The sequence below is a fragment of the Brucella tritici genome (assembly GCF_902825325.1).
Lineage (GTDB): Bacteria > Pseudomonadota > Alphaproteobacteria > Rhizobiales > Rhizobiaceae > Brucella.
Genome location: NZ_CADEAR010000005.1, coordinates 92,530 through 119,523 on the forward strand (window position 1 = coordinate 92,530; position 26,994 = coordinate 119,523).

Below are 26,994 nucleotides of genomic sequence, written 5' to 3' on the forward strand. Positions count from 1 at the left end.
ACCAATTTGATGACCAAGCTTCTGATCCGCGGCCGCGTGCTGACCTTTCGTGACGAACCGCAGAGCCTCGATGACAATGCCGCTTATCGCTACATTGAAGACGGTGCCGTGCTGGTCGAAGATGGCCGCATATTGCGTCTCGGAGACTATGCCGAAGTCAGTGCCGAGGTAGGCAGCGACGTCAACGTCGTCGACCATCGCCCGCACCTGATCCTGCCCGGTTTCATCGATACGCATATCCATTATCCGCAGACGCAGGTGGTTGCTTCCTATGCCGCCAATCTCCTGGAGTGGCTCAACACCTATACATTCGTCGCGGAGCAGAAATTTGCCGACGAGCAGCATGCCGAATTCATCGCGGAGCGCTTTCTTGACGAGCTGATCCGCCACGGCACCACCACGGCGGTTGCTTATTGCTCCGTGCATCCGCAGAGCGTCGATGCCTATTTCCGTGCTTCACAGCATCGTAACATGCGCATGCTTGGCGGCAAGGTGATGATGGATCGCAATGCGCCGCCTGCACTCTGCGACACGGCACAGTCCGGATATGACGATACGAAGGCACTGATTGCGCGCTGGCAGGGCAAGGGCCGCCTCGATTATGTAATCACGCCACGCTTTGCCATTACGTCGACGCCGGAGCAGCTCGAAGCAAGCCAGGCGCTTGTTCGTGAGCATCCCGGCAGCTACATCCAGACGCATCTTTCCGAAAATCACGACGAAATCTCTTTCACCAAGTCGCTCTATCCCGATGCGCCTGATTATCTCGGCATTTACGAGCATTACGGCCTGTTGGGTGACAAGACCCTGCTCGGCCACTCGATCCATCTGGAAGAGCGCGAAGTGCGCGTCATGGCGGAAACGGGTTCGATTGCCGTTTTCTGCCCGACCTCGAACCTGTTCCTTGGTTCCGGGCTTTTCGACCGCGACCGACTGAAAGCGTCAGGCGTGCGCATGGCGGTGGCAACCGACGTTGGCGGCGGCACGAGTTTCTCCATGCTGCGCACCATGGACGAGGGCTACAAAGTCCTGCAACTGCGTGAACAGCGTCTGAACCCGTTCCAGTCATTTTACATGATGACGCTTGGCAATGCCCGCGCGCTCTCCATGGAAGACAAGATCGGTACGCTCGATGAGGGCACGGAAGCCGATATCGTGGTGCTGGATTCGTCCGCAACATCGCCAATGCGACTTCGCATGGCGGCTGGCGCGACGCTGGAGCAGGAACTGTTCCTGTTGCAGACGCTAGGCGATGACCGCGCCATCGTCGAAACCTATGCGGCTGGCAAGCCGCTCAAGGCCGAACTGGCCTGATACCCCAATCCTTGGAGGAGGATGACCCGTGGCGGAGCGATCCGCTGCGGGTCTTTTTGTTAAAACTCTTCCGGGCGTTTGCCGCCCATGGCGCGGGTCAGCTCATCAGCGGTGGAGCGGATGAGCGGCCCGAATTCCTCGAGCTTCTTTTTCGGCAGACGCACGGCAGGGCCAGAAACGGAAATACCGGCAATCGCCTCGCCATACTCATTGAAGATGGGAGCGGCAATGCAGCACATGCCAAGCGTATGCTCCTCATCGTCGACAGACCAGCCGCGCGTGCGGGTCGCCTGAATATCTTTCAGTAGCGCAGGCAGGTTGTCGAGTGTGCGCTGCGTAAAATGTTCAAGCGTACGACCCGAAAGAACGTGCGCAATTTCCTTGTCCGACCAGGTGGACAATATGGCCTTGCCGATGCCGGATGCATGGATCGGCCCGCGCCGTCCGGGCCGGAAAAAGGCTCGCATCGGCGCATGGCTTTCGATCTGCGAGATGAACACGACATCGCCGCCATCCTCGACGCCGATATTGGCGGTCTCGCCGCTCGTTTCCATCAATGTCTTGAGATAGGGCCGCGCCAGAATGCCGAGCTTGCGGAAGCGGCGAAAGGCATTGCCGATTTCGAAAGCCTTGACGCCGATGGTCCAGTCTCCGCTTTCCAGATCGTGGGAAACCATACCATGATTGGCCAGCGACGACAGAAGGCGGTGCACGGTTGAGGGCGCCATGCCGCTCTCATCGGCAAGGTCGGTCAGTGTCGAGCCGTCATTCTCGGCAATCAGCGCCAGCAGCTTCAGGCTTCGGTCCAGAACCTGCACAGACGAGGGCGCGGCGTTCTCCGCCGCCTTGCGGCCCCGCTTTACCTTTGCCTGTTCCATCACCGTCTCCGAATCCCGTCTAAACTCAGGAATTATCACTATCGCATCGATTGCTACTCGGAAAGGGAGCGGCGGATTATCTCCATTACGTTGAAAATCTTTATTTCCATATAATGGTATGCATTTCCATTTTTTGATATTAGCATTTGTAAATGGAGATGAATTCCACAAATCATTTCCAGCAAAAGTGCGTAAGCCTTTTGCGTCTGGAAATGCGTGAGAAAAAGAAACAAAGCGGCAATAGCCGTTCCAGCGGAACGGACGCTGCTTGAGGAGGGAGCCGTCATGGCCAGAATGCGTGCAGTCGATGCAGCCGTGCTTGTGCTGGAAAAAGAAGGGATCAATTGTGCTTTCGGTGTACCGGGCGCGGCGATCAATCCATTTTATTCGGCGATGAAAGCGCGCGGCTCGATCCGCCACATACTGGCGCGTCACGTCGAGGGTGCGTCGCATATGGCCGAAGGCTATACCCGCGCCAAGCATGGCAATATCGGTCTGTGCATCGGCACCTCCGGCCCCGCTGGAACGGATATGATTACGGGCCTTTATTCGGCTTCTGCCGACTCGATCCCGATCCTCTGCATCACGGGCCAGGCGCCACGTGCACGTCTGGACAAGGAAGACTTTCAGGCGGTCGATATCGCCAAGATCGCAGCGCCCGTCACCAAGTGGGCGGTCACGGTCATGGAACCCGCACTGGTTCCTTATGTCTTCCAGAAGGCGTTCCATATCATGAAGTCGGGCCGTCCCGGTCCGGTTCTGATCGACCTGCCAATCGATGTCCAGCTTGCGGAAATCGAATTCGACATCGACACCTATCAGCCCATGGAAGCCTACAAGCCGGCGGCCACGCGGGTGCAGGCCGAAAAGGCGCTCGCCATGCTGAACGAGGCGGAACGTCCGCTGATCGTCGCAGGCGGCGGCATCATCAATGCCGATGCCTCCGATCTTCTGGTCGAGTTCGCCGAAATCACTGGCATTCCGGTCATCCCGACCCTGATGGGCTGGGGTGTCATTCCTGACGACCATCGCCTGATGGCGGGCATGTGCGGTCTGCAGACCTCGCACCGCTATGGCAATGCCAATCTGCTGGCTTCCGATGTCGTTATCGGTATCGGCAACCGCTGGGCGAACCGTCATACGGGTAATGTCGATACCTACAAGAAAGATCGCAAATTCATCCATATCGACATTGAGCCAACACAGATCGGTCGTGTCTTTGCACCGGATTTCGGTATCGTCTCAGACGCAGGCAAGGCGCTGAAGCTGCTGCTGGACGTTGCGACCGAATGGAAGTCTGCCGGTAAGCTGCGCGACTGGTCCGACTGGGCCAGGGAATGCGGCGAGCGCAAGCGCACCATGCTGCGCAAGACGCATTTCGACCAGACGCCGCTCAAGCCGCAGCGGGTCTATGAGGAGATGAACAAGGCGTTCGGCCGCGATACCTGCTATGTCACGACCATCGGCCTCAGCCAGATTGCGGGCGCGCAATTCCTGCATGTCTATCGTCCGCGCAACTGGATCAATTGCGGTCAGGCTGGTCCGCTCGGCTGGACGTTACCAGCAGCGCTCGGTGTCCGTGCTGCCGATCCTGATCGTCCGATTGTTGCGCTTTCCGGCGACTATGATTTCCAGTTCATGATCGAGGAACTGGCGGTCGGCGCACAGCACAAGCTGCCCTATATTCATGTGGTCGTGAACAATTCCTATCTCGGCCTCATCCGACAGGCGCAGCGCGGCTTCAACATGGATTTCGAGGTGAGCCTCGCCTTCGACAACATCAATGCCGATGGCGATGCAGAAAAGGGTTACGGCGTCGATCACGTCGCCGTCGCAGAGGGTCTCGGCTGCAAGGCGATCCGGGTTCGCAGCCCCAACCAGTTTGCCGAAAGCTTTGAACAGGCAAAAGCGCTGATGGCGGAACATCAGGTGCCGGTGGTTCTGGAATTCATCCTGGAACGCGTTACCAATATCTCCATGGGTGTCGACATCGATCAGGTTGTCGAATTCGAGGAACTGGCCGAACGTGGCGAAGATGCGCCTACCGCTATCGCAGCTTTTTTGGATTAAAATTTAAAGGAGGCGAAAATGCCTAGATTTGCAGCCAATCTCACAATGCTCTTCAATGAAGTGCCTTTCATGGATCGCTTTGCGCTGGCCGCGAAGGCCGGGTTCACCGGGGTGGAGTATCTCTTCCCTTACGAGTTCAACCGGCATGAGCTGAAGGCGGCGCTGACCAAGCATAACCTCGCGCAGGTCCTGCACAATCTGCCTGCGGGCAACTGGGCTGGTGGCGAGCGCGGTATTGCGGTTCTGCCGGATCGCATCGATGATTTCCGGCGCGGTGTGGCTGATGCCATCAACTATGCCACGACGCTCAACTGTTCGCAGGTCAATTGCCTTTCCGGCATTGCCCCGCAGGGTGTCGATCCGGACGTCTTGCGTGCCACTTTCGTCAGCAATCTGCGTCTGGCCGCAAAGGAACTGGGCAAGCACGGCATTCGCCTGCTGATCGAGCCGATCAACCACTATGACATTCCGGGCTTCTACCTCAACACGGTAGAGCAGGCGGTTTCGATCATCGATGAAGTGGGCAGCAACAATCTGTTCATCCAGTACGACCTCTACCATCAGCAGCGGACACGCGGCGAACTGGTTGCGACTTATGAACGTTACAAGCCGCTGATTGCCCATATTCAGCTTGCCGACAATCCGGGTCGCAATGAGCCGGGCACTGGTGAGATCAATTATCCGAACGTGTTCGAAGCACTGAAAAATGCCGGATACAAGGGCTGGATCGGCTGTGAATACAAGCCGAAGACCACCACGGAGGAAGGTCTGGGCTGGTTCAAAAACTACGAAGCCGAACGGCTGACTGCATAGATTGGAGCGCATCCCGAAAAGTGTGAAGCGGTTTTCGGACAAGATGCGCGCAAGCAAATGATTGGAGCGCCGATCTGATAAAGTCAGATCGAAAAGCGCTATTAGGGAGTAAACGACATGGCCAAGATAGGCTTCATCGGACTGGGGATCATGGGCACGCCGATGGCGCGTCATTTGCAGGATGCGGGACATCAGCTTTTCACCTCCCGGTTCAATCCTCCACCGCGTCAGGAGCTGATCGATAACGGTCTGCAAATTCTGGAAACGCCGAAGGCTGTTGCCGAAGAGTGCGACATCATCATCCTCATGCTTCCGGACACGCCGCAGGTGGCCGAAGTCATCTTCGGCGAGGGTGGAGCGATCGGTGGACTTGGCAAAGGCAAGCTGCTCATCGACATGAGCTCGATTTCCCCCATCGAGACGAAGGAATTCGCGAAAAAGGTCCGCGCAACCGGCGGTGAATATGTTGATGCGCCGGTTTCCGGCGGCGAAGTCGGTGCAAAGAATGCCAGCCTTTCCATTATGGCTGGCGGCTCGCAGGAATCGTTCGACCGCGCTCTGCCGCTCCTGAAGCTCATGGGCAAGAACATCACGCTCGTCGGTGATTGCGGCGATGGCCAGACCACCAAGGTTGCAAACCAGATCATCGTCGCGCTCAACATCGAGGCTGTTGCCGAAGCGCTGGTTTTCGCTTCCAAGGCGGGCGCGGACCCGGCAAAGGTGCGCGAAGCCCTGATGGGCGGTTTTGCATCGTCCCGCATTCTCGAAGTGCATGGCGAACGCATGATCAAGCGAACCTTCGATCCGGGCTTCCGCATCTCGCTGCACCAGAAGGATTTGAACCTTGCACTGCAAGGCGCAAAGGCGCTCGGTATTTCGCTGCCGAACACGGCCATGGCACAGGAACTGTTCAACTCCTGCGCGGCGCATGGCGACGATGGTCTCGACCACTCCGGTCTCGTGCGTGCACTTGAACGCATGGCAAACCACGAGGTAGCCTAACTCAGGGATTTGATTTCTCTGGAGGGAGAGGGTGGAGCTGGCTGCTTGGAGGAAGTGGCCGGCTCCATTGATTTTATATGCGTGGCACGAAATAGTGCCGTCAAACGATAATCAAGGCCGGGAATCTCATGACAGCCATCGCCGATCCGAAGAAATTTCTGACCAGCCTTTTTGATGCCGCTGTTGCGGCCGCCGATCCTGAACTTGTGATCCGTGCCAATCTTCCGGCCAGGCCGAAGGGGCGCACGATTGTCATCGGTGCGGGCAAGGGTTCGGCGCAGATGGCGGCGGCTTTCGAGCGCGCCTGGGCCGAAAAACACGATGCTCCGCTGGAAGGGGTCGTGGTCACACGTTACGGCTATGGCGCGCCCTGCGAGCGTATCGAGATCATAGAGGCCGCACATCCGGTTCCCGATGAAGCGGGGCTCGCCGCCTCGAAGCGGCTGTTCGATGCCGTGTCGAACCTGACGGAAGATGATCTCGTGGTGGCGCTTGTTTCCGGTGGTGGGTCTGCCTTGCTGCCGTCGCCGCCGGAAGGGCTGACGCTTGAGGACGAAATCGCCGTCAACAAGGTGTTGCTCGCATCCGGCGCGCCGATTTCGGCCATGAATGCGGTCCGCAAGCATCTGTCGATGATCAAGGGCGGCAGACTGGCAGCAGCGGCGCATCCGGCAAAGGTTTTCTCGCTGGTCGTCTCGGACATTCCGGGCGACAATCCGGCCTTCGTGGCTTCCGGCCCAACTGTGCCGGACGAGACAAACCGCGATGAGGCTTTGAAGATCATCGAACGCTATCGGCTCGATCTGCCAGAAGCGGTGCTTGCCCACATCAAGAGCGAGAAGGCTCATGCGCCGAAGCCGGATGACAAGGTTTTTGCAGGCAATGAAGTGCGCGTCATTGCGTCGGCTGCCGTTTCGCTGGAAGCGGCGGTGAAGGAAGCTGCGCGTCACGGCGTCGAAGCTGTGATCCTGTCCGATGCGATGGAAGGTGAGGCGCGGGAAGTGGCGCATGTTCATGCGGCGATAGCCCGCGAAGTGGCCGACCGTGACCGCCCGTTCAAGAAGCCGGTCGTCATTCTGTCAGGCGGTGAAACGACCGTCACCATTCGCGGCAAGGGCGGTAAAGGCGGGCGCAACAGCGAATTCCTGCTGTCTTTCGCGCTTGATATTGATGGCTATGACAATATTCATGCACTGGCCGCCGACACGGACGGCATCGACGGTTCGGAAGACAATGCGGGCGCTTATGCCGATGGTTCCACTGTTTCGCGTCTGCAAAAAGCGGGCGAGGATGGCGCGGCGCGGCTCAACGCCAATGATGCCTGGACGGCATTCGACGCCGTTGGTGATCTGTTCATACCGGGGCCTACCGGCACGAATGTTAATGATCTACGCGCGATTTTGATAACGGGCTAGTTTCGTCATCAAGGAGAATGCGGTTCGCCGCTCCGTCCAGATCGTCGTACTGGCCGTTTTTCAACGACCAGAGAAAGGCGACAAGGCCGAGCAAGCCTAGAAACAGCGCGATGGGAATGAGAAAGAGAAGTCCGCTCATTTATGCGCTTCCTTGATGATAGCAACAGGCGCGATAGTCTTTTGCGTCTGTTGCTTTTGTTTTCCGGCCCGCAACCGCAATGCATTGCTGACCACCACGATGGACGACAGTGACATTGAAAGTGCCGCCACCAGCGGGGTGACATAGCCGAAAATCGCAATCGGGACGGCTATGATATTATAGCCGATGGAAAGCGCAAAGTTTTGGCTAATCAAGTGTCCCGCTTCCTTCGATACGGCAAAGGCTAGCGGCACTGCCGACAGGCTTTCACGCAGGAAGACGAAATCCGCAGCATTGCGGCCAATATCGGCTGCCGTCGCGGGGGCCATGGAAACATGGGCGGCGACAAGGGCCGGAGCATCGTTCAATCCGTCGCCGACCATCAAAACCTTGCTGCCTTCGTTCGACAGCTTCTGCACCAGCTCCGACTTGTCGGCAGGCAGCACTTCGGCTTTAAAATTATCGACGCCGAGATAGCCCGCAAGCTTTTGCACGGCGGGCAGCCTGTCACCGGAAATGATGCCAAGCTTCAGGCCGTTGCGCTTCAGTGTGGCGATGGCTCCGGCAGCGTCTTCGCGTGGCTGGTCCTCAAAGCGGAAGATTTCAACCAGCTTGCCATCAATGGAAAGACAGGTTTCAGGGCCATCAGCATGAGGCATGGCAGCGTTATTGTCCGCCCAATCCCGTTTGCCAAGCCGATAGATGGAACCGTTCAGTTCTGCTTCGATGCCGGCGCCCGGTACTTCCGCGATATGGGTAAAGGCCGTCATCGGTTTTGCACCTGAGAACAGCGCAAGCGCCCGCGACAGCGGATGGCGCGAATAAAGCGACAGCTCGGCTGCGACCTCCAGATTGCGGGGATTAATCGCATCGGCATTGATCAGTCTCGGCTGACCGAGCGTCAGAGTGCCGGTCTTGTCGAAAATGGCGGTGTCGATCTCGGCCATACGCTCCATGGCGGAGCCATCTTTGATCATGATGCCATTTTCAAACAGGCGTCTGGCCGCAACCACCTGCACAATCGGCACTGCAAGGGCAAGCGCGCAAGGGCAGGTGATGATGAGGGTGCAGATCGCGATATAGATCGAGCGATACCAGTCGCCGCCCGTGTAGACCATCCAGCCGACAAAGGCCGCAAAGGCGATGGTGTGGACCATCGGCACATAGAGTTCGGAAGCGCGGTCGGCAAGACGACGGTAATAGGCGCGTCCACCTTCGGCGACATCCATCAGTCGCACCATTTCAGCGAGGAAGGAATCCTTGGCTTCCGCCGTCGCGCGGATGATAAGCGGAGTGGAGAGATTGAGCGTGCCCGCGCGAATATCCGAGCCGGGGCCGACGGGAACCGCATCGCTTTCACCTGATGCAATGGCGCAATCAAGTTCCGAACGGCCTTCTTCTACTTTCGCATCGACAGGTACTCGTTCACCTGCCGCAAGAATGATGCGCATTCCGGGGCGGATTTCGTTGACCGGCAGGTAATTGCGTTCATCATTCTCGCCGATCACCACGGCGCCGCGGCTGCCGAGCTGTGCCAGTCCGCGCACGGCCGAGCGTGCACGGGCGCGCATCATGTAGTCGAGCGTGCGACCGATCAGCAGGAAGAACAGCAATGTCACCGATGCATCGAAATAGGCGTGCTGGCCATGATGCAGGGTTTCATAAACGCTCATGCCGAAGGCAAGCGTGATGGCGAGTGCAATCGGCACATCCATATTCACGCGCCGTGCGCGCAGCGCATTCCAGGCTGAAACATAGAAAATCCGGCCGGAATAGATCAGCGTCGGCAGGGCGATGAGGCCGGAAATCCAGTGAAACATGTCGCGGGTCGCAGCGTCCGCACCCGACCAGACGGCAACGGACAAAAGCATCACATTGCTGGAAGCAAAGGCCGCGACGCCAAGCGCGATCAGAAGCCGCGTGAAGGTCGGGTCCTTATCCTGCGCCATGTCGAAGATATGTGCTTCATAACCGAGCCTGCGCAGCGGATCGACAACATCGGGCGGCGTCTCGCCATCTTTCCAGCGCACAGTCACGCGGCGCGCTGTCAGGTTGACGCGGACATAGGCAACACCTGTGATCTTGCCGAGCGTCTCCTCGATATTCTTGATGCACAGACCACAATGAACGCCGGGAACCGACAGGTCGAGCTGGCGAAAGCCGTCTCCAAGCGCACGGCTTGCGACCTGCATTTCATCTGCCGAAACGGCCTGAACGACGGTCGCTATCTGTGCATTCTCGACGCAGCAGCTCATAATATCCTCCCGTCCTTCACCAGAACACGGATGATGTGGCGGTATGGGTCTTCAAGGCCGGCATCGGCATTCACTTCCATGATCCATGCACCCTCGCCAAGTTCCAGCGGGGCGGTCAGTATGCCAGGCTCACGAACCGTCAGTGTGACCTTGGTGTCGTGTTCATCGCCGACCGGGCGTTTGAACTCCACCGTACCGCCGGTCATGGCGACGGCCTTGCCGTCACGGTCGGCCAGTTGCCAGGTGAAGATGCCTTTTTCAAAAGCAGGCTTTGACTGCCATTGCAGGGCGGCCTGCTCCTTGCCGGTCTGGGCTTTGTCGTTGAACTCCTGGCTGGCGACATAGGTGTTCTGCACAACCAGCCCGCTCCAGCTATGGATGGCATTGTAAGCCATGGTCAGATTGACGGCGATAATGACACCGAAGAAAGCGACCATGATGCCCAGCATATGCCAGCCGGTAAACGTGCCTGAGGTTTTCGACTTGATCGACATTATCTGCCCTCCGGTGCCATGAACGTTGCCTTGTAGCGTGCGTGTTCCGCGCCGTTTGCGTCGCGCACTTCGATTTCATAGTCCTTGCGATGATCGGTTATCGCATCATGCGGCATGGTGACGAAGACGCGCAACGTCTTCAGACGGTCCGGTTCCACCGGCACGTCGTAATTGCCGTCTGTATCCGCTGTCTCATCCTGAACGGTCAGCGTTGCGCCCGGCAGGCCTTCGATGGAAAGGCGGAAGGTGCGCGGCGTCGGGATCATGTTGAGCAGCTTGACCGTATAACCGTTGCGGATCGAGCCGTCCGACAGAAGCACATATTGCGGCGTGCGATCGTGCAGCACGTTGATGCCGATGCGCTGGCGGGTTGAAAGCGAGATGACGAGGGTGAGGCCGATCAGCGCCCAGACCGCGAAGTAGAACATGCTGCGCGGACGCAACACCTTCTTCCACGACAGGTTCTGCACCTTGTCGGAGAAAGTGTTCGGCGCCTTATAGACGCGTGCGGGGTCGATGGGAGCGGTACCGTTATTGGTTGCAAGCGCCATGTTGAAGTCGTAGTCGGCCAGTGTCGCATAGGAGATGAGGCCGCGCGGCTTGTCGATCTTGTCCATCACGGAATTGCAGGCGTCTATGCACAGCGCACAGGTGATGCATTCCAATTGCTGCCCGTCGCGAATGTCGATCCCCATCGGGCACGCGGCGACACAGGCATTGCAATCCACGCAATCGCCCACGGTTTCGCCTGCGGCAATCGCCTTCTTGGAATGGCGTGAGCGTGGCTCGCCGCGCCAGTCATTATAGGTGACTGTGAGCGAATTTTCGTCCAGCATCGCGGCCTGAATACGCGGCCACGGGCACATATAGGTGCAGACCTGCTCGCGCATCAGTCCGCCGAAAATATAGGTGGTGGCGGTAAGGATGGCGACGGTGAAATAGGCGACGGGTGCGGCCTGACCGGTCACGAAATCCATGAGCAGCTTCGGCGCGTCGGCGAAATAGAAAATCCATGCGCCTCCGGTCAGGACACCGATGACGATCCAGATCGAGTGTTTGGCAACCCGCTTCCAGATCTTGTCGAAGGTCCATGGACCCTTGTCGAGCTTCATGCGCGCGTTGCGATCGCCTTCTATAGCGCGTTCGACAACCAGATAGAGATCGACCCAGACGGTCTGTGGGCAGGTATAGCCGCACCAGGCGCGGCCCGCGACGGAGGTGACGAGAAACAGACCAAGGCCCGCCATGATGAGCAGGCCCGCGACGTAGTAGAATTCCTGCGGCCAGATTTCGACGAAGAAGAAATAGAAGCGGCGGTTGGCAAGATCGATCAGCACCGCCTGATCGGGTGCATAGGGGCCGCGATTCCAGCGCAGCCAGGGCGTCAGATAGTAGATGCCCAGCGTAATGAGCATGACAATCCATTTGAAGCGCCGGAACTCGCCCTGCACGCGCTTCGGAAAAATCTTCACCCGCGCCGCATAAAGCGATTGGCGGGTCTTGGGGGAATTGACTGCCTGAACGTCAATGCGTTCGACATCGTCTGACATTTTTCGCTCCTTTGGAGCAGGGCAGTAGGGCAGTAAGGCAATAGGGCAGTATGTGATGGCCGCGATCAATACAGTCCCTAATTCCTTATTTTCCCTACTGCCTTACTCCCCTATTGCCTTACTGCCCTGTAGCTAGGCCTTGTGGCCTGGCTACTCGCCTCCGCCCAGCGAATGGACGAAGATGGCAAGCTGCTTGACGGTCGCATCGCCGAGGCGTGTTTCCCATGCGGGCATGACGCCATGCTTGGGATGCGACACCTGACGCACGATGGCGTCTTCGCCGGAACCGTAGAACCAGATGGCGTCTGTCAGGTTCGGCGCACCGAACTCACGCAGGCCCTTGGCATCCGCGCCATGGCAGACAGCACAGTTTTCGGCGAACACCTTCTTGCCTTCCGGCACCATTTTCGGATTGTGCGGCGTGCCGGAGAGGCTCACCACATAGGCTGCGACATCGCGGATCTGCTGTGGTTCCAGCACGTCGACAAAAGCCGGCATTTCGGAAACGCGGGTGTCGGCATCGTCCTTCGAGCGCACGCCATGACGGATGGTCGTCAGGATGTCGTCGATGGAGCCGCCCCACAACCAGTCGTCATCGTTGAGGTTTGGATAGCCGGGTGCGCCCTGTGCGCCAGAACCGTGGCACTGCACGCAGTTGACGCGGAAGGCAGCAGCGCCACCGGCAATCGCATATTGGCGCAGGTTTTCATCCGCCAGAATCTCGTGCACGTCCTTGGCCTTGATCTGGTCGATAATGCCCTGGCGCTCACTATCGATCCTCGCGGTTTCTTCCCAGAAAGCGCCACGGCTCGACCAGCCGAGCATGCCGCCGGTGGAGCTGGAAATCAGCGGCCAGGCCGGATAGGCGATGACATAGGCAATCGCCCAGAAAATGGTGGCGTAGAATGTCCACAGCCACCAGCGGGGCATCGGATTGTCGAGTTCCTTGATGCCGTCCCATTCGTGGCCGGTCGTCGCTACACCGGTGACATCGTCGATTTGCTTGTCAGTCATTTGCGTCATCCTTGAAAGGAATGTCCTTCGCGTGGTCGGCTATCTGCTTGCTGCCTGGCCGGAAGGCGTAGAAGACGACGAAGAGGAAAAAGAGCGCCATGCCGAGCAGACCCCAGCTATCGGCGAAAGTGCGCATGGTATTGTAATCCATCGCTAAATCTCCGCTTTATCTCGCTTTGGGGGACTGGTCGTAGGTCGAGAAGTCGACCAGCGTGCCGAGCATCTGAAGATAGGCGATGAGTGCGTCCATCTCCGAGATCATCTGCGGGTTGCCGTCGAAATCACCGATCTTGGCCTTGGGATAGCGGGCCTCAACACCGGAAGTATCGGCATCGGGCGTGGCCTGCGCCTTGAGATCGTCCAGCGCACTGTCGATCATTTCCTGGCTGTAGGGCACGCCGACCGCCACATTGGCCTTCAGATTGCCAGCAATATTGGAGGCATCCAGCGGGCGGTCCTTCAGGAAGGCATAGCTCGGCATGACCGATTCCGGCACCACGTCGCGCGGGCGGACAAGGTGCTGCACGTGCCATTCGTTCGAATAACGGCCACCGACGCGCGCAAGGTCAGGCCCCGTGCGCTTGGAACCCCATTGGAACGAATGATCGTACATGGATTCTGCGGCAAGGCTGTAGTGACCGTAGCGTTCCACCTCGTCGCGGAACGGGCGGATCATCTGGCTGTGGCAAAGGTAGCAGCCTTCACGCACATAGACGTCGCGGCCCGCAAGCTCCAGCGGCGAGTAGGGGCGCATGCCCTCCACTTTCTCGATGGTGTTCTCGAGATAGAAGAGCGGTGCGATTTCAACGATGCCGCCGACCGTGACCACGGCGAGCGATGCAATCAGCAGCAGCGTTGCGTTTTTCTCCAGCTTGGAGTGGTTCTTTAGTATCGACATAAATCACACGCTCCTTATTCGGCAGGCTGCATGGCGGTGCCAGTTGCAGGCTGCGCACCGCCCATCGGGGCTTCGTTGCGCAGATTGCCGCGAATGGTCTGATAGACGTTCCAGGCCATCACGAAGCCACCGGCGAGGTAGAGCACGCCGCCAAGCGTACGGATGACGTAGTATGGGAACATGGCGAGCACGGTTTCCGCGAAGGAATAGACGAGGAAGCCCTGATCGTCGTATTCGCGCCACATCAGGCCCTGCTGGATACCGGCAACCCACATGGCAGCCGCGTAGAGAACGATGCCGAGCGTCGCCAGCCAGAAGTGCCAGTTGACCATGCGGATCGAATAGAGCCGCTGGCGGTTCCACAGCTTCGGTGCAAGGTAATAGACGGCGGCAAACGAGATCATGCCGTTCCAGCCAAGCGCGCCCGCATGAACGTGACCGATGGTCCAGTCCGTATAGTGCGACAGCGAGTTGACGGCCTTGATCGAAAGCATCGGGCCTTCGAAGGTCGCCATGCCGTAGAAGGCGATAGCTGCAACCATCAGTCGGATGATCGGATCGGTGCGAACCTTGTCCCATGCGCCCGAAAGCGTCATCAGACCGTTGATCATGCCACCCCAGGATGGCATCCAGAGCATGATCGAGAAGACCATGCCGAGCGTCTGCGCCCAATCGGGAACAGCGGTGTAATGCAGATGGTGCGGACCGGCCCAGATATAGAGGAAGATGATCGACCAGAAGTGCACGATCGACAGGCGGTAGGAATAGATCGGACGCTCTGCCTGCTTCGGTACGAAATAGTACATCATGGCCAGGAACGGCACCGTCAGGAAGAAGGCAACGGCGTTATGGCCATACCACCACTGCGTCACCGCATCCTGAACGCCGGAGAAAGCCGAATAGCTCTTCACGCCGAGGAAAGAGACCGGGATCGCCAGATTGTTGATGATGTGCAACATGGCGATGGTGATGATGAAGGACAGGTAGAACCAGTTCGCCACATAGATATGCGGCTCTTTGCGCTTCAGGATCGTGCCGAGGAAGACGACCAGATAGGCGACCCAGACGATGGTGAGCCAGATGTCGACATACCATTCCGGTTCGGCATATTCACGGCTCTGGGTGATGCCGAGCAGATAGCCGGTTGCAGCCATGACGATGAAGAGCTGATAGCCCCAGAACACGAACCATGCGAGGTCGCCGCCGATGAGACGGGCGCGGCAGGTGCGCTGCACGACATAGAATGACGATGCAATAAGCGCATTGCCGCCGAATGCGAAGATCACCGCAGAGGTGTGCAGCGGACGCAGGCGGCCGAAATTCAGATAGGGTTCCAGATTGAGATCGGGAAAGGCGAGCTGCGCGGCGATAACCACACCGACCAGAAAACCGGTCACCCCCCAGAAAACCGTTGCGATGACACCGTAGCGGATCGGACCATCCATATAAGTGGATTGATCGACCTTTTTCGGCGTCAGGCCGTAATCGGCATTTCGCATCAGAAGAATGGTGAAGATGGCCAGTGTAGCGAACAGAATCCACATATGGGTTCTGAACAGCTCATCATGGGAAAATCCGGCCAGAAGCACGGCAAAAAGTGCTCCCAGACCGGAAAGGACTGTTCCAGCGGCGTAGTTCATGAAATCCCCTCGCAGCGCATGACAAGAGCCACCTCGGATGAGGCAGCAATAGCGATAGGTTCCCTATCTGCGCTCTGGATGCAAGTGTCATTGATCTAAATCAAAGACAGCTGCTAAAAGGCCCGAAAATAGGGGAGATCGGCGCTCAGGATTCGTCGTCAACCCGCTCAAGCTGGATCATGATGTCGACCTTCCTGATCGTGTATCCAGCAGGCGGTGCGGGAAGTGGGCCGATGCTTATCGATTCAGACGGAATATCGATGACGCGGTCTTCTGCAGCGATATAGAAATGCGTGTGATCGCCGGTATCGGTGTCGAAATAGGTCCGTTCGCCATTAAGGGATATCTTGCGGACCAGGCCCGCTTCGGCAAACTGGTTCAGCGTATTGTAGACAGTTGCCACCGAGAGCAGTTCTCCCGCCAGCCGTGCCTCTTCATAAAGCAGGTCCGGCGTCACATGCCTATGTTCGTCCCAAAACAGCAATTGACCCAATGCCAGGCGCTGGCGCGTCGGGCGAAGGCCTGCTTGCTTGAGGATCGATCTGACCTTTTGAACAAGCTGCTCTCGGGAACTTTTGCCTTGTCCTGCAGGGTCCGGTTTGAACAGCATGCTCGGCCTCAGTGGTCCTGTCTGGTGGGATAGCTCGCGTCAAAACCATGCTTTGCTATAGACAGTCGAAGCCGCCGCGGTTTCAGACGGATGAAAAGCCTGTCACGGCGAAGGTCATAGGGCTCGAACCAGTTACGTCTCGAAAGAAAAGCCATTATCATTTTATATTGCAAATGATTTGCAGTTGCAAATTAAAGCAAGAGGGTCGTAAGTCAACGGCGATAATGCGAGACGCGGTATTATGTTATCCGATAATCATGCCCGGCACGACAATCGAGGCGCTTAGTCCGCCTTGCGGACGATTGGATAGATGCAGCTCGCCGCTCATCCGCTCAGCTGCCATTTTCACGATTGCGAGGCCAAGGCCGCTGCCGGTTTCGTTGCGATGTGTGCCGCGAAAGAAACGCTCGGTCACGTGCGGCATTTCGCTTTCGGGAATGCCGGGGCCGTCATCTTCGACGATGAGCCTGACCTTGCCCGCTTCGGCTTCTGTCCGGCAGCGTACGGTGCCATCCCTGGGCGAGTGATTGACGGCATTTTCGATCAGATTGCGTGCCGCAAGCGTGAAGAGATGCGGGAAGGGCAGTTGCACCATAGGCATGGTTTCCGGCAGTTCGATGGAAACTCCGCGCTGGGCTGCAAGCATCCGCATATCGGTGGAAACCGCGACCAGAAGCTGGCATGCCGGTTCAAAAGTCGGCGTTTCAGGCTCGTCGCCGGTCTCGAGCGCGGCGAGATCGAGAAGCTGGTTGACGAGGCGGCTGGTGCGGTCAACACCCGCCGCGATCTGGCGCACCGCATTGGCGCGCATTTTCTCGTCCTTTGCGCCTTCGGCAATTTGCGCCTGCGTCTTCAGTCCGGCGAGCGGCGTCTTCAGTTCATGCGCGGCAAAGATCGCAAAGTTGCGCTCGCGTTCGCGCGCCTCCTCGACACGATGGAAAAGCCCGTTCAGCGCGGTGACGGCAGGCGCGATCTCCTTGGGCAGGTTCTGTTCGGGCAGTGGCCGCAAATCCTCCGCCTGCCGCTTGGAAAGCACGGAGGCAAGACGGCTCAGCGGATCGAGGCCGCGCCGCACGCACAGCCAGATCATGAGCGCCAGAACAGGCAGCATCAGCAGGGCTGGCAGAACAAGACCCGTCACCACATTCTGCACCAGCCTTTCGCGAACGCTCAGGCTGTCGCCGACCATGACACGCAGGCCGAGCTGGGTATTCTCCACCGCGAACACACGCCAGCGGTCGCCCGCGACTTCCGTATCGGAAAACCCGTTCGCGACATTGGTGAGCCGCACGCCCGGCGCGCTTTCGGAGCGTCCGACCAGCCTGCCGTCAAGCGCCCATATCTGGCAGAACAACTGCCGGTCATAGAGCGGAAAATCCGGCATCGGCTTCAGCGACAATTGCCCGCCATCTCCTTCCGGCCCCACCTCAACGCGATGCTCGGTCAGAAGCGAATTGACCATGCGTGCGGCCTCCATCAGGCGCGCATCGAGCACTTTTTCAAGCTGTGACTGGGTGCTGATGTGAATCCACACCACTGCGAAAAGCCAGACAATACAGGTAACGCCGATGAGGATACCGGTGAGGCGGCTGCGAATGGAATTCATGCGTTTGCCCCCGCCAGACGGTAGCCGACACCGCGCACCGTTTCGATATAATCGGAACCGAGTTTCGAGCGCAGGTGGTGGATATGCACTTCCACCGCGTTGCTTTCCACTTCCTCCTGCCAGCCATAAAGCGCTTCTTCCAGCGAGGATTTGGAGAAGGTGGCGGTCGGCCGTTCCATCAAGGCGCGCAGGATCGAGAATTCGCGTCGCGTCAGCCTGACGGGTTCTCCATTGAAGCGCACCGACATTTCCGCCGGGTCCAGTTCGACGCCACGCCATTCAAGCAGGGCATTTGCACGCCCGGCACCGCGTCGGGCGACGGCACGCACGCGGGCTGCAAGCTCGTGCAGATCGAAGGGCTTGCCGACATAATCATCGGCACCTGCATCAAGGCCGGCAATGCGCTCGGGCACCTGATCACGGGCAGTCAGCAGCAGCACAGGGGTCTCGTCGCGACCGCGCCGCATCGTCTTGAGGATGTCGAGACCCGAACCATCGGGCAGCATGAGATCAAGTACCACGGCGTTGTAATTCTGGGCGGCAAGGGCTGCTTCCGCATCACCGCAATTGGACACGGCATCCACAGTGAAACCGGCAAGCCCCAACCCTACGGTTAGTCCGTCGAGGAGGATCGTGTCGTCTTCTACCACGAGTATGCGCATGAGTTCCTGTTTCCGCCTTTATTGACAATTAGAAGCACGCGGGCTTTTCACCGCGCCAGCTTAAGGCTGCCTTAAGGTGGCGGGGACATTCGCTTCTTGCAACATGATAAATTTGCCCCGAATCGAATTTATGCGGAAAATCGTAATGCGTTTCTTTGCGAGCCTTGTCGGCTTAATCATCAGTTTGTTTCTTGCGCTCGGCCCGGCATTGGCAGCGAACCCGCTGCCGGTCGATCAGGCTTTCCGCCTGAGTGTGCTGAAGGATACGGATGGCCGTCTCGTGCTCAACTGGCAGATCGCGGATGGTTACTATCTTTATCGCGATCACATAGAAGCGAAGGACGGGCAGGGAAATGCGCTTGCTGTCGACACGCAACCCGGCATGCCCAAGGACGATCCGAATTTCGGGCGGCTTGAAGTCTATTATACCCATGCCACGGCAAGCGTAAAAGCAGATGCGCAGCCGCTGGCGCTGACCTATCAGGGCTGTCAGGAGGACGGCATCTGCTACCGTCCGGAAACCAGAACCGTCGATCCGGTCACGCTCGCCATATCGAGCGAAATGGGGCAGAAGGCCAAGGCGCTGACGCAGGCATCGGTATTTGCACCGGCTGACGTACAACCCGTGGAGCAGAATACGGCGTTCGCTCTGGCACCCGAAAAGGGCATGGTCGAAGGACTGCTCGATCAGGGCGGCACCGGGCTGGTCATCGCGGCATTTCTGGCTTTCGGCGTTCTGCTTGCTTTCACGCCTTGCGTTTTTCCAATCTATCCCATCCTTGCCGGAACACTGGCACGCGAAGGTGAGAAACTGACGGCAAAGCGCGGCTTTGTGCTTTCAGCCGTCTATGTTGTCAGTCTGGCACTGGGTTTTGCCGTGGTGGGCGCAATTGCAGGCTGGTCGGGGCAGAACCTGCAGATGGTGCTGCAATCGAAATGGACCGCGCTCGTACTGGCCGGAATATTCACGCTTCTGGCGCTCTCCATGTTCGGCCTGTTCCAGATCCAGCTTCCAAATTCATGGGTCAGCGCGGTTTCCTCGCGGACTGGTCCCCATGGCCAGCAGCGGACAGGTTCCAAGCGATCAGCTGCCATTCTCGGCTTCTCGTCCGTGCTGATCGTCGGCCCTTGCGTGACGGCACCTCTCGCAGGCGCGCTGCTCTATATCGCGCAGACGGCCAATGTCGCGCTGGGCGCTTCCGCGCTCTTTGCGCTTGGCATCGGCAAGGGATTGCCGCTCATTGCTTTCGCCACGCTTGGCGCGGGTACGTTTCCGCGTGCAGGCGCATGGATGGAAACGGTGAAGCAGATTTTCGGCTTCGGTTTTCTGGCGACCGCAATCTTCATGGCCGCTCCGCTTCTGCCGCCCGGCGTGGACATGGTGCTATGGGCGCTCCTGCTTTTCGGGGCTGCAAGTTTCGCGTTTCTCAAGGTTCCGGGGCGCAGCGTTGTCGCGCGAACAATCGGCACGGCAGCTTTCGTTTACGGTGTCATTTTGATGCTTGGCGTGGCTTCGGGCGGAAAAGACCCGTTGCAACCGCTGGCCGCATTCGCTAACCGTGGCGGCAACCAGAATCTGGCCGCGCTGCAATTTGCGCCGGTCGAGACTGTTTCTTCCCTTCAGGAGAAACTTGTTGAAGCGCGCGGCGACAAGCCGACGCTTATCTATTTCACGGCGGACTGGTGCGTAAGCTGTTCCACCGTTGAGCGCCGGGTTTTACCCGACGCAAGCGTGAAGAAGGCGCTGGGTGGCTATCAGCTCATCAAGGCGGATATTTCGCAGCTCACCAGCGGCAATGCCGATCTTATGGCAAAGCTTGGTGTGGCGGGGCCACCGACGATGATCTTCTTTGATCGCATCAGCAAGGAACCGGAGGGGACAAGACTGGTGGGCGATGTCACAACCGCCTCTATCGAACGTTCGGTCGGCCTTGTGAGCGACGGCCGGAAACAATGATCAATGTATTGAAACGGCCGGGGGCTTTGAAATTGACTGTATCTGATGAAAAGCGGGGTGCGCGGGCATCCCTGATGCGGATCGCGCTTGTGGCCTGTCTGCCTTTTGTTGCCGCAGCATGCACGACGGCATCCGCGGATCGGCCGATTGCCGTCACCATGCCGCAGGCTGTTGCCTTCACGCCAGAGCCTGTTGCCGTTGAACCAGCCAGAGAACAGGTTGGCGAACCGGCACCAGAAGTGCAGACGGTAAAGAGTGAATATGAGACCATGTATGGCGCGGTGAACGACCGCGGCAATCTCATTCCCGCACTTGATGTCAGCAAGATTGCGGATCGTAACCTGCGCCGGGAAGTCGATTATGTCACGACGGAACCGGTCGGGACCATCGTGGTCGATCCCTATGCGCGCTATCTCTACCTCGTGCAGCCGGGCGGCAAGGCGATCCGCTATTCGGTGGGGGTCGGTCGCGCCGGACTGACCTTCTCAGGGGATGCCAAGGTTGCCTACAAATCGCAGTGGCCGCGCTGGACGCCGACCGCCAACATGATCAAGCGCAATCCGGACCATTACGCAAAATACGCGAAAGGCCTTGAGGGCGGCATCCGTAATCCGCTCGGTGCCCGCGCGCTCTATCTCTATCGCGATGGCAAGGATACGCTTTACCGCATTCACGGCACCAACGAGCCCTGGTCCGTCGGCAAGGCTGCGTCGTCTGGCTGCATACGTCTCTACAATCAGGACATCCTCGATCTCTACAAGCGCGCTACCGCCGGTGCGCGTGTCGTCGTGTTGGATAAATCCCAGTCGGGCAAAGGAGCAAGCTCATGATGAACCGTCGTCAGATACTGGCCGCAACGGCAGCCGGTGCCGCAACGATTGCGATCTCAGGCGGCGACAGCCTTGCGCAGCGCGTGCCGACGGTTGCGGAAGTGCTTTACGACAAGGAAATTCCGGTTCTGGGCAACCCGAACGGCAATGTGACCATCGTGGAGTATTTCGATTACCAATGCCCTTACTGCAAGAAGGGGCATGGCGAGCTGATGCGCGTGGTCAAGAATGACGGCAATGTTCGCCTTGTTATGAAGGACTGGATCATCTTCGGCGACACGTCGGCTTATGCCGCACGTCTCGTCCTGGCTGCAGAAAAGTCCGGCAATTATGTGAAGGCCATGGAAGCGTTGATGGCAACGCCGGGTCGTCTCACGCCGGAACAGGTGGATGCGGCACTGAAGAAGGGCGGGCTCGATCCGGCAAAGCTCAATGCAGCCTATAAAGCCGATTCAAAGCGCATCAATGCCATTCTGGAACGCAATATGGATCAGGGTGAAGCCTTCAATTTCGGCGGCACACCCTCCTTCGTCATCGGTACCAAGCTTTATGGCGGCGTCATGAAGGAGCCGGAACTGATCGAAGCGATCAAGGAAGCGCGAAAGTCTTGAGCTGATACCAGTAATGAAAGGGCGGAGTAAAACTCCGCCCTTTCTGATTCAAAACGGATAATGCTGCGGGCCTTCGATGGTGATCCAGCGCAGATCGGTAAATTCGTTGATGACGGCCTTTCCGCCGAAACGGCCATAGCCGGAAGATTTCACGCCGCCGAAAGGCATTTGCGCTTCGTCAGCAACCGTCGGGCCGTTGATATGACAGATGCCGGTTTCAAGCTTTTTCGAAAGCGCCAGCGCCCGTTTCACATCCTGACTGAAGATCGCCAACGAGAGGCCATATTCGGTGTCGTTTGCCACGCGGATTGCCTCGTCGGCATCCTTGACGCGGATGACGGGTTTTACTGGCCCGAAGGATTCCTGCTTATAGATATCCATATCCGACGTCACGTGATCGATGATCGTCGCCTCGACGATTGAACCTTCGCGCTTGCCACCTGCCAGAACCTTGCCACCTTTCGCCACCGCATCCTTGATGAGCGCGTCCATACGCTCAGCCGATTTGAGGTCGACCAGCGAACCCAAAACGACATTGCCGCGCGGATCACCGGCAGGCAGGGATTTTGCCTTGGCGGCAAGCTTTTCTGCAAAGGCATCAGCCACCTTCTCATGCACGATGAAGCGCTCCGTAGACATGCAGATCTGGCCCTGATTCATGAAAGCGCCAAAAGCCGCGGCATCGACTGCCTGGTCGAGATCGGCATCTTCCAGCACGATGAAGGGCGCCTTGCCGCCCAGTTCCAGCAGCACAGGCTTCAGATGTTCTGCGGCCTGTTTGGCGATGATCTTGCCAACATGGGTGGAGCCGGTGAAATTGATGCGGCGGATGGACGGATGGGCAACAAGGGCCGCGACGATTTCCGGCGCGTCCTCCGGCGCGTTGGAGATGACATTGACCACGCCCGCCGGAAAACCTGCATCGTTGAGTGTCCTGACGATCAGGTGATGAACGCCGGGGCAGGATTCGGACGAACGCAGGATAACCGTGTTGCCGCAAGCAAGTGCTGCTGCAATAGCGCGCACGCCGAGAATGATCGGTGCATTCCATGGCGCCATGCCAAGCACCACGCCAACCGGCTGGCGCACGGCCATGGAAACGATGCCGGGTTTGTCAGAAGGGATGATCTCGCCGGTGATCTGCGTGGTGAGCGCTGCGGCTTCGCGCAGCACTCCGGCGCCAAGGTGGACGTTGAAGCCCGACCATGGGGCCGTTGCACCGGTCTCTTCGAGCATGAGACGGGTGAATTCATCGGCCCGGCTTTCCATCAGGTCAGCCGCCTTGTTCAGCAGAGAACGACGCTCGTTCGGTCCCGTTTCAGACCAGCTTTCAAAGGCTTTCGCGGCAGATAGTGCAACCGCATCGACATCGGCGATGTTGGCCGCTGGCGCGGTGGTGGCGACTTTTCCGGTGACCGGGTCCTTACGCTCGAAGGTCTTGCCCGATGCGGATGCAATTTCCTTACCGTCGATGATGAAGCCGATTGTCGTCATGGTCTTCTCCCTGTTTACCTTTCATATCATGGTATAAAAGCTGAAAGCTTGCATGATCCTTATTTGTGAACAGACTGTGCAACGGCACTGTTTCGAATTTGAAAGCAAGCAGCGGAGTGTAGCTTCGAGGCGGTGGCATTAGCCTTCCTTCATGCTCATATTGAAGGAATACGGACATGAACCTTATGACCATGAAGACCCACGACCCTGACGAAAATCGCTGGCAGAAGGTACTCGACCGCGATAAGGCGTCGGACGGTGCATTTGTCTATGCGGTGCGCACGACAGGCGTCTATTGTCGTCCATCATGCCCCTCGCGGCGTGGAAAGCGCGAAAACGTGCAATTCTTCGAGGGTTGCGAGGATGCGGAACGCGCCGGTTTCCGGCCATGCATGCGCTGCAAGCCGCATCTCTCCGAGACATTGGCGACGCAGAACAGCACCCGTTATGCCGATATGGTCGCTAGCGCCTGCCGCTTTATAGAGACGGCGGAAGAGGTGCCTTCGCTTGAAGAAATAGCGGCTTTCGTGAAGGCGAGCCCGGCCCATTTTCATCGTGTATTCAAGGAGTTAACAGGGCTGACCCCGAAAGCCTATGCCGATGCGCATCGTGCGAAGAAGATGCGGGAGGCGCTTGATGCACCGGAAATCCGCGTAACCGAAGCCATCTATGATGCCGGTTACAATTCCAGCAGCCGCTTTTATGAGGCTTCGGACAGGATTTTGGGAATGACTCCAAAGGCTTACAAGCAGGGCGGCAAGAATGCGGAGATTCGCTTCGCCATCGGCCAGTCGACGCTCGGGGCGGTGCTGGTGGCTGCAAGCGACAAGGGTGTCTGCGCTATTCTGATGGGCGATGACCCGGAAGAACTGATCCGCGATCTGGAAAAGCGGTTTCCGCAGGCCAATCTCATCGGTGCAGACCGTGAGTTCGAGGACATGGTGGCCGAAGTTGTCGGTTTCGTAGAAGCGCCGCGCATCGGTCTCGACCTGCCGCTCGATCTGCAAGGAACCGCATTCCAGCAACGCGTCTGGCAGGCTTTGCGCGAAATTCCGGCAGGAAAAACAGTGAGTTACACTGAAATTGCCGAACGTATCGGCGCGCCGAAATCGGTGCGTGCAGTGGCACAGGCCTGTGCGGCCAACAAGATCGCTGTCGCGGTTCCGTGCCATCGGGTCGTGCGCAATGATGGTGGCATCTCCGGCTATCGCTGGGGCGTCGAGCGCAAACGCGATCTCCTGAAGCGGGAGAGCCAGACATGAACAAAAATGAACCCTTACAGGCGGGAAATATCCCTGCCTACGACTGGCAAGAAATCGGCGCCGAACTGGATGAGTTCGGCGCCACAATCCTCAAAAACATCATTTCGCCACAAGAGTGCCACGAATTAGCCGCCGGTTACTACAATTTGGCCGCATTTCGAACCGTTATTTCGATGCGAAAACACGGTTTTGGGCGCGGAGAATACAAATATTACGCAAATCCCATTCCTGCCTTAATTTGGAATCTGCGCCAGAAGCTCTATCCGCAGCTTGCGCCCATCGCCAATCGATGGAGTGAGAGACTGGGATCGGATGTCCGCTTCCCCCCGACCCATGACGAATTTCTGGACCGGTGCCACGCAGCAGGGCAGACCCGTCCGACACCGCTCATCCTGCAATATGTCGAGGGTGACTATAATTGCCTGCATCAGGATATTTACGGCGATATCGCATTTCCCTTGCAGGTGGCGATTTTGCTTTCCGAGCCGGAGAAGGATTTTACAGGCGGGGAATTCGTTTTGACCGAACAACGTCCCCGGATGCAGAGCCGGGCGGAAGTCGTGCCGCTCCGGCAAGGCGACGGCGTGGTTTTCGCGGTCAATGACCGTCCAATGCAGGGCACGCGCGGCGATTATCGCGTCAAGATGCGGCATGGTGTCAGCCGTATCCGTTCCGGCCAGCGGCATACGCTGGGCATAATCTTTCACGATTCCAGATAAAGCATGTCTCCCAAAAGTGGGAACCGCCTTCGCGGGGAAATCAGTCCACTGGACTGATTTCTGATCCCGCTACGATGGGATAAAGACATGCGTGAAAACAAAAGCTTAAAGCGTGTTCCCTGAGTATAGTGAGATGCAACACGTTTTAAAGGTTGAAACCGGTGTTTCGATAGCCTTTGATCGCGGCTAGAACATGATTCCGAAAAGTGGGAACCGGTTTTCGGATAAAATCATGCTCGAACAAAAGTTTAGAGCGGGATAATGGTTCAACTTGAAAACATCACGCTCTAATCGATCAAAGGAGTCGGATATGAGCGTGACCATCTACGGTATCAAGAACTGCGACACCATGAAGAAGGCGCGCACCTGGCTTGAAGGCCATGGCATCGACTATGCGTTTCACGATTACAAGAAGGAAGGGCTCGACGGCGAAACGCTGGACCGCTTCCTGAAAGATATTGCGTGGGAACAGTTGCTCAACCGGGCCGGAACGACGTTTCGCAAACTGCCCGAGGAAGAACGCCAGAATGTCGATGCCGCCAAGGCGCGGGCGCTGATGCTGGCACAGCCTTCCATGGTCAAGCGTCCGGTTCTCGACAAGGATGGAAAACTGACGGTCGGTTTCAAGCCGGACCAGTACGAAAACTTCTTCAAGCCTTGAGGCGGGAAAACGCTGCCATAGATAGCTGCCGATAAGCTGATGGAGAAATCGATGCGGCAGCGCGCAAATAAGGTTGTCCAGCAATGGTCTGCGAGCTGGCGCGATTCCCTCATCGCTTCCTTCGCAGGCGGTGTCGCATGGTTGATCTGCCAACTGGCTCTGGGGCAGCCAAAACCCGTCTTTGCCATGGTCACGGCCGTGATCTGCCTGGCACCGAACCTGCCCAACCATGGCAAGCAGGCGATAGGGGTGATGGTCGGCGTCACGACCGGTGTTCTGGTCGGCGAGCTTTCTCTGCTCTTGCCGGAAACCGTCCCGGTCTTCCACACAAGCATAGTGACCTTCGTTGCCATGGTTCTGGCGACCTCTTTCGGCATGGCTCCGGCAATTGCTATCCAGTCGGGCGTTTCGGCGATTCTGGTTCTCGCCATGGGGCCGCAGGTTGCAGGTGTGACGCGGTTGATCGACGTTCTGGTCGGTGCCGGTGTGGGCTTGCTGTTCAGCCAGATATTGATGACGCCAAGCCCGGTACTTCTGATCGACAGGGCTGTTCGCGGCTTGCTCGACCGTCTCGCAAACGGGCTCAAGCAATCGGCTGTAGCACTCGAAAAACAGGATCCCGTGCGGGCACAAAGCGCGATCAATCAGTTCACATCCGCCCACCGGGCGGTGATCGCGCTTGGCGACGGTATCGCATTGGCGCGCAGCAATGCCCGCTGGTCGCTGCGCGGGCGGCTGGTGGCGCGTGAGGTTACGGAAATGGCGGGCCGGTACGACCGGCGCGGCATCCGTCTTTACGCATCGGCGCTGCTGTTCGGGGAGGCGCTGGGCAATGCACTGCGAAAGAAGGAGGCGCCGCCGCCGCTCTGGCTGACGGAAGCCTTGCAGGTGGTCATTGCCAATTGCGAGCTTGAGGAAGGGCAGGAGCCAAGCCGGATTCCTCCCATGCCAAAGGATATTCCCTTCGGCTGGCGTGATTGCGCGCACCGGCTATCGTCGGTTCAGGACACGCTTTTGCATTTCCTGCATTCCGATATTCCGGACAGTCTTCCCGTGCCCAAACGGCAGCAAAAGCAGGACGAAGCCGCAGCTTGACGATT

The 26,994-nt window shown here is 58.1% G+C and carries 25 protein-coding genes; 12 read left to right on the plus strand and 13 right to left on the minus strand.

Annotated features, from left to right (window positions below; all coding sequences use genetic code 11):
* Positions 1 to 9 precede the first annotated feature (9 nt).
* The gene (gene guaD, locus HWX93_RS08765) at positions 10 to 1,314 is read left to right on the plus strand and encodes a guanine deaminase (RefSeq protein ID WP_109986076.1); all 1,305 of its coding nucleotides are present in this window, start codon (positions 10 to 12) and stop codon (positions 1,312 to 1,314) included.
* 59 nt (positions 1,315 to 1,373) lie between these two features.
* Here guaD and HWX93_RS08770 read toward each other — a convergent pair whose 3' ends face one another.
* Entirely contained in the window at positions 1,374 to 2,192 is an 819-nt protein-coding gene (locus tag HWX93_RS08770; RefSeq protein ID WP_109986077.1) for an IclR family transcriptional regulator, read from the minus strand.
* Positions 2,193 to 2,477: 285 nt separating this feature from the next.
* Between HWX93_RS08770 and gcl the strand changes: the two genes are divergently transcribed.
* From gcl to HWX93_RS08790, 4 genes are all read left to right on the plus strand, one after another.
* Positions 2,478 to 4,262, plus strand: a complete 1,785-nt coding sequence (gcl, locus tag HWX93_RS08775; RefSeq protein ID WP_109986079.1) for a glyoxylate carboligase — start codon at positions 2,478 to 2,480, stop codon at positions 4,260 to 4,262.
* An 18-nt stretch (positions 4,263 to 4,280) separates the two neighbouring features.
* A complete protein-coding gene (gene hyi / locus HWX93_RS08780; protein WP_176037149.1) occupies positions 4,281 to 5,075 on the plus strand; it encodes a hydroxypyruvate isomerase in 795 nt (264 codons plus the stop codon).
* A gap of 117 nt (positions 5,076 to 5,192) precedes the next feature.
* On the plus strand, positions 5,193 to 6,077 hold the full coding sequence (gene glxR, locus HWX93_RS08785) for a 2-hydroxy-3-oxopropionate reductase (protein ID WP_109986081.1): 885 nt from the start codon (positions 5,193 to 5,195) through the stop codon (positions 6,075 to 6,077).
* Between the two features lie 128 nt (positions 6,078 to 6,205).
* Positions 6,206 to 7,492 carry a glycerate kinase type-2 family protein gene (locus HWX93_RS08790; RefSeq protein ID WP_109986082.1) on the plus strand — a complete coding sequence of 429 codons (1,287 nt, stop codon included), beginning with the start codon at positions 6,206 to 6,208 and terminating at the stop codon, positions 7,490 to 7,492.
* Here HWX93_RS08790 and ccoS read toward each other — a convergent pair.
* The 11 genes from ccoS to HWX93_RS08845 all read right to left on the minus strand — a co-directional run bounded on the left by ccoS (position 7,458) and on the right by HWX93_RS08845 (position 18,360).
* Positions 7,458 to 7,631: a cbb3-type cytochrome oxidase assembly protein CcoS gene (ccoS, locus tag HWX93_RS08795; RefSeq protein ID WP_061345049.1), complete on the minus strand. Its 174-nt coding sequence runs from the start codon at positions 7,629 to 7,631 to the stop codon at positions 7,458 to 7,460. The genes HWX93_RS08790 and ccoS overlap by 35 nt on opposite strands.
* The gene (locus tag HWX93_RS08800) at positions 7,628 to 9,886 is read right to left on the minus strand and encodes a cation-translocating P-type ATPase (RefSeq protein WP_109986083.1); all 2,259 of its coding nucleotides are present in this window, start codon (positions 9,884 to 9,886) and stop codon (positions 7,628 to 7,630) included. The genes ccoS and HWX93_RS08800 overlap by 4 nt, the downstream gene beginning before the upstream one ends.
* Positions 9,883 to 10,380: a FixH family protein gene (locus HWX93_RS08805; RefSeq protein WP_109986084.1), complete on the minus strand. Its 498-nt coding sequence runs from the start codon at positions 10,378 to 10,380 to the stop codon at positions 9,883 to 9,885. Before HWX93_RS08805 ends, HWX93_RS08800 begins: the two co-directional genes overlap by 4 nt.
* Positions 10,380 to 11,930, minus strand: a complete 1,551-nt coding sequence (gene ccoG, locus HWX93_RS08810) for a cytochrome c oxidase accessory protein CcoG (protein ID WP_109986085.1) — start codon at positions 11,928 to 11,930, stop codon at positions 10,380 to 10,382. Before ccoG ends, HWX93_RS08805 begins: the two co-directional genes overlap by 1 nt.
* 150 nt (positions 11,931 to 12,080) lie before the next feature.
* On the minus strand, positions 12,081 to 12,944 hold the full coding sequence (gene ccoP / locus HWX93_RS08815) for a cytochrome-c oxidase, cbb3-type subunit III (protein WP_109986086.1): 864 nt from the start codon (positions 12,942 to 12,944) through the stop codon (positions 12,081 to 12,083).
* Positions 12,937 to 13,095 carry a CcoQ/FixQ family Cbb3-type cytochrome c oxidase assembly chaperone gene (locus tag HWX93_RS08820; RefSeq protein ID WP_010658290.1) on the minus strand — a complete coding sequence of 53 codons (159 nt, stop codon included), beginning with the start codon at positions 13,093 to 13,095 and terminating at the stop codon, positions 12,937 to 12,939. Before HWX93_RS08820 ends, ccoP begins: the two co-directional genes overlap by 8 nt.
* A 15-nt stretch (positions 13,096 to 13,110) precedes the next feature.
* The gene (ccoO, locus tag HWX93_RS08825; protein ID WP_109986087.1) at positions 13,111 to 13,842 is read right to left on the minus strand and encodes a cytochrome-c oxidase, cbb3-type subunit II; all 732 of its coding nucleotides are present in this window, start codon (positions 13,840 to 13,842) and stop codon (positions 13,111 to 13,113) included.
* Between the two features lie 14 nt (positions 13,843 to 13,856).
* Entirely contained in the window at positions 13,857 to 15,482 is a 1,626-nt protein-coding gene (gene ccoN / locus HWX93_RS08830) for a cytochrome-c oxidase, cbb3-type subunit I (protein WP_109986088.1), read from the minus strand.
* Between the two features lie 145 nt (positions 15,483 to 15,627).
* Positions 15,628 to 16,092, minus strand: a complete 465-nt coding sequence (gene irrA, locus HWX93_RS08835) for an iron response transcriptional regulator IrrA (RefSeq protein ID WP_109986089.1) — start codon at positions 16,090 to 16,092, stop codon at positions 15,628 to 15,630.
* A gap of 244 nt (positions 16,093 to 16,336) precedes the next feature.
* Entirely contained in the window at positions 16,337 to 17,698 is a 1,362-nt protein-coding gene (locus HWX93_RS08840) for an ATP-binding protein (RefSeq protein ID WP_109986090.1), read from the minus strand.
* Complete coding sequence (locus HWX93_RS08845) at positions 17,695 to 18,360, minus strand: response regulator (RefSeq protein WP_109986091.1); 666 nt, start codon at positions 18,358 to 18,360, stop codon at positions 17,695 to 17,697. The genes HWX93_RS08840 and HWX93_RS08845 overlap by 4 nt, the downstream gene beginning before the upstream one ends.
* Before the next feature lie 145 nt (positions 18,361 to 18,505).
* Between HWX93_RS08845 and dsbD the strand changes: the two genes are divergently transcribed.
* The 3 genes from dsbD to HWX93_RS08860 all read left to right on the plus strand — a co-directional run bounded on the left by dsbD (position 18,506) and on the right by HWX93_RS08860 (position 21,758).
* A complete protein-coding gene (dsbD, locus tag HWX93_RS08850) occupies positions 18,506 to 20,317 on the plus strand; it encodes a protein-disulfide reductase DsbD (RefSeq protein WP_176037150.1) in 1,812 nt (603 codons plus the stop codon).
* Between the two features lie 74 nt (positions 20,318 to 20,391).
* The gene (locus HWX93_RS08855; RefSeq protein WP_176037288.1) at positions 20,392 to 21,147 is read left to right on the plus strand and encodes a L,D-transpeptidase family protein; all 756 of its coding nucleotides are present in this window, start codon (positions 20,392 to 20,394) and stop codon (positions 21,145 to 21,147) included.
* Positions 21,144 to 21,758: a DsbA family protein gene (locus HWX93_RS08860; RefSeq protein ID WP_176037151.1), complete on the plus strand. Its 615-nt coding sequence runs from the start codon at positions 21,144 to 21,146 to the stop codon at positions 21,756 to 21,758. Before HWX93_RS08855 ends, HWX93_RS08860 begins: the two co-directional genes overlap by 4 nt.
* A gap of 48 nt (positions 21,759 to 21,806) precedes the next feature.
* On the opposite strand, the gene HWX93_RS08865 is transcribed toward HWX93_RS08860, so the two are convergent.
* Complete coding sequence (locus HWX93_RS08865; protein WP_176037152.1) at positions 21,807 to 23,252, minus strand: aldehyde dehydrogenase; 1,446 nt, start codon at positions 23,250 to 23,252, stop codon at positions 21,807 to 21,809.
* Positions 23,253 to 23,428: 176 nt separating this feature from the next.
* On the opposite strand from HWX93_RS08865, the gene ada reads away from it, so the two are divergent.
* The 4 genes from ada (at position 23,429) to HWX93_RS08885 (ending at position 26,989) form a co-directional block, all read left to right on the plus strand.
* The gene (ada, locus tag HWX93_RS08870; RefSeq protein WP_176037153.1) at positions 23,429 to 24,514 is read left to right on the plus strand and encodes a bifunctional DNA-binding transcriptional regulator/O6-methylguanine-DNA methyltransferase Ada; all 1,086 of its coding nucleotides are present in this window, start codon (positions 23,429 to 23,431) and stop codon (positions 24,512 to 24,514) included.
* A complete protein-coding gene (locus HWX93_RS08875) occupies positions 24,511 to 25,233 on the plus strand; it encodes a 2OG-Fe(II) oxygenase (protein WP_176037154.1) in 723 nt (240 codons plus the stop codon). The genes ada and HWX93_RS08875 overlap by 4 nt, the downstream gene beginning before the upstream one ends.
* Positions 25,234 to 25,543: 310 nt before the next feature.
* Positions 25,544 to 25,894, plus strand: a complete 351-nt coding sequence (locus HWX93_RS08880; RefSeq protein ID WP_109986098.1) for an ArsC family reductase — start codon at positions 25,544 to 25,546, stop codon at positions 25,892 to 25,894.
* Between the two features lie 51 nt (positions 25,895 to 25,945).
* A complete protein-coding gene (locus HWX93_RS08885) occupies positions 25,946 to 26,989 on the plus strand; it encodes an FUSC family protein (RefSeq protein ID WP_176037155.1) in 1,044 nt (347 codons plus the stop codon).
* The last annotated feature ends 5 nt before the right edge of the window (positions 26,990 to 26,994 follow it).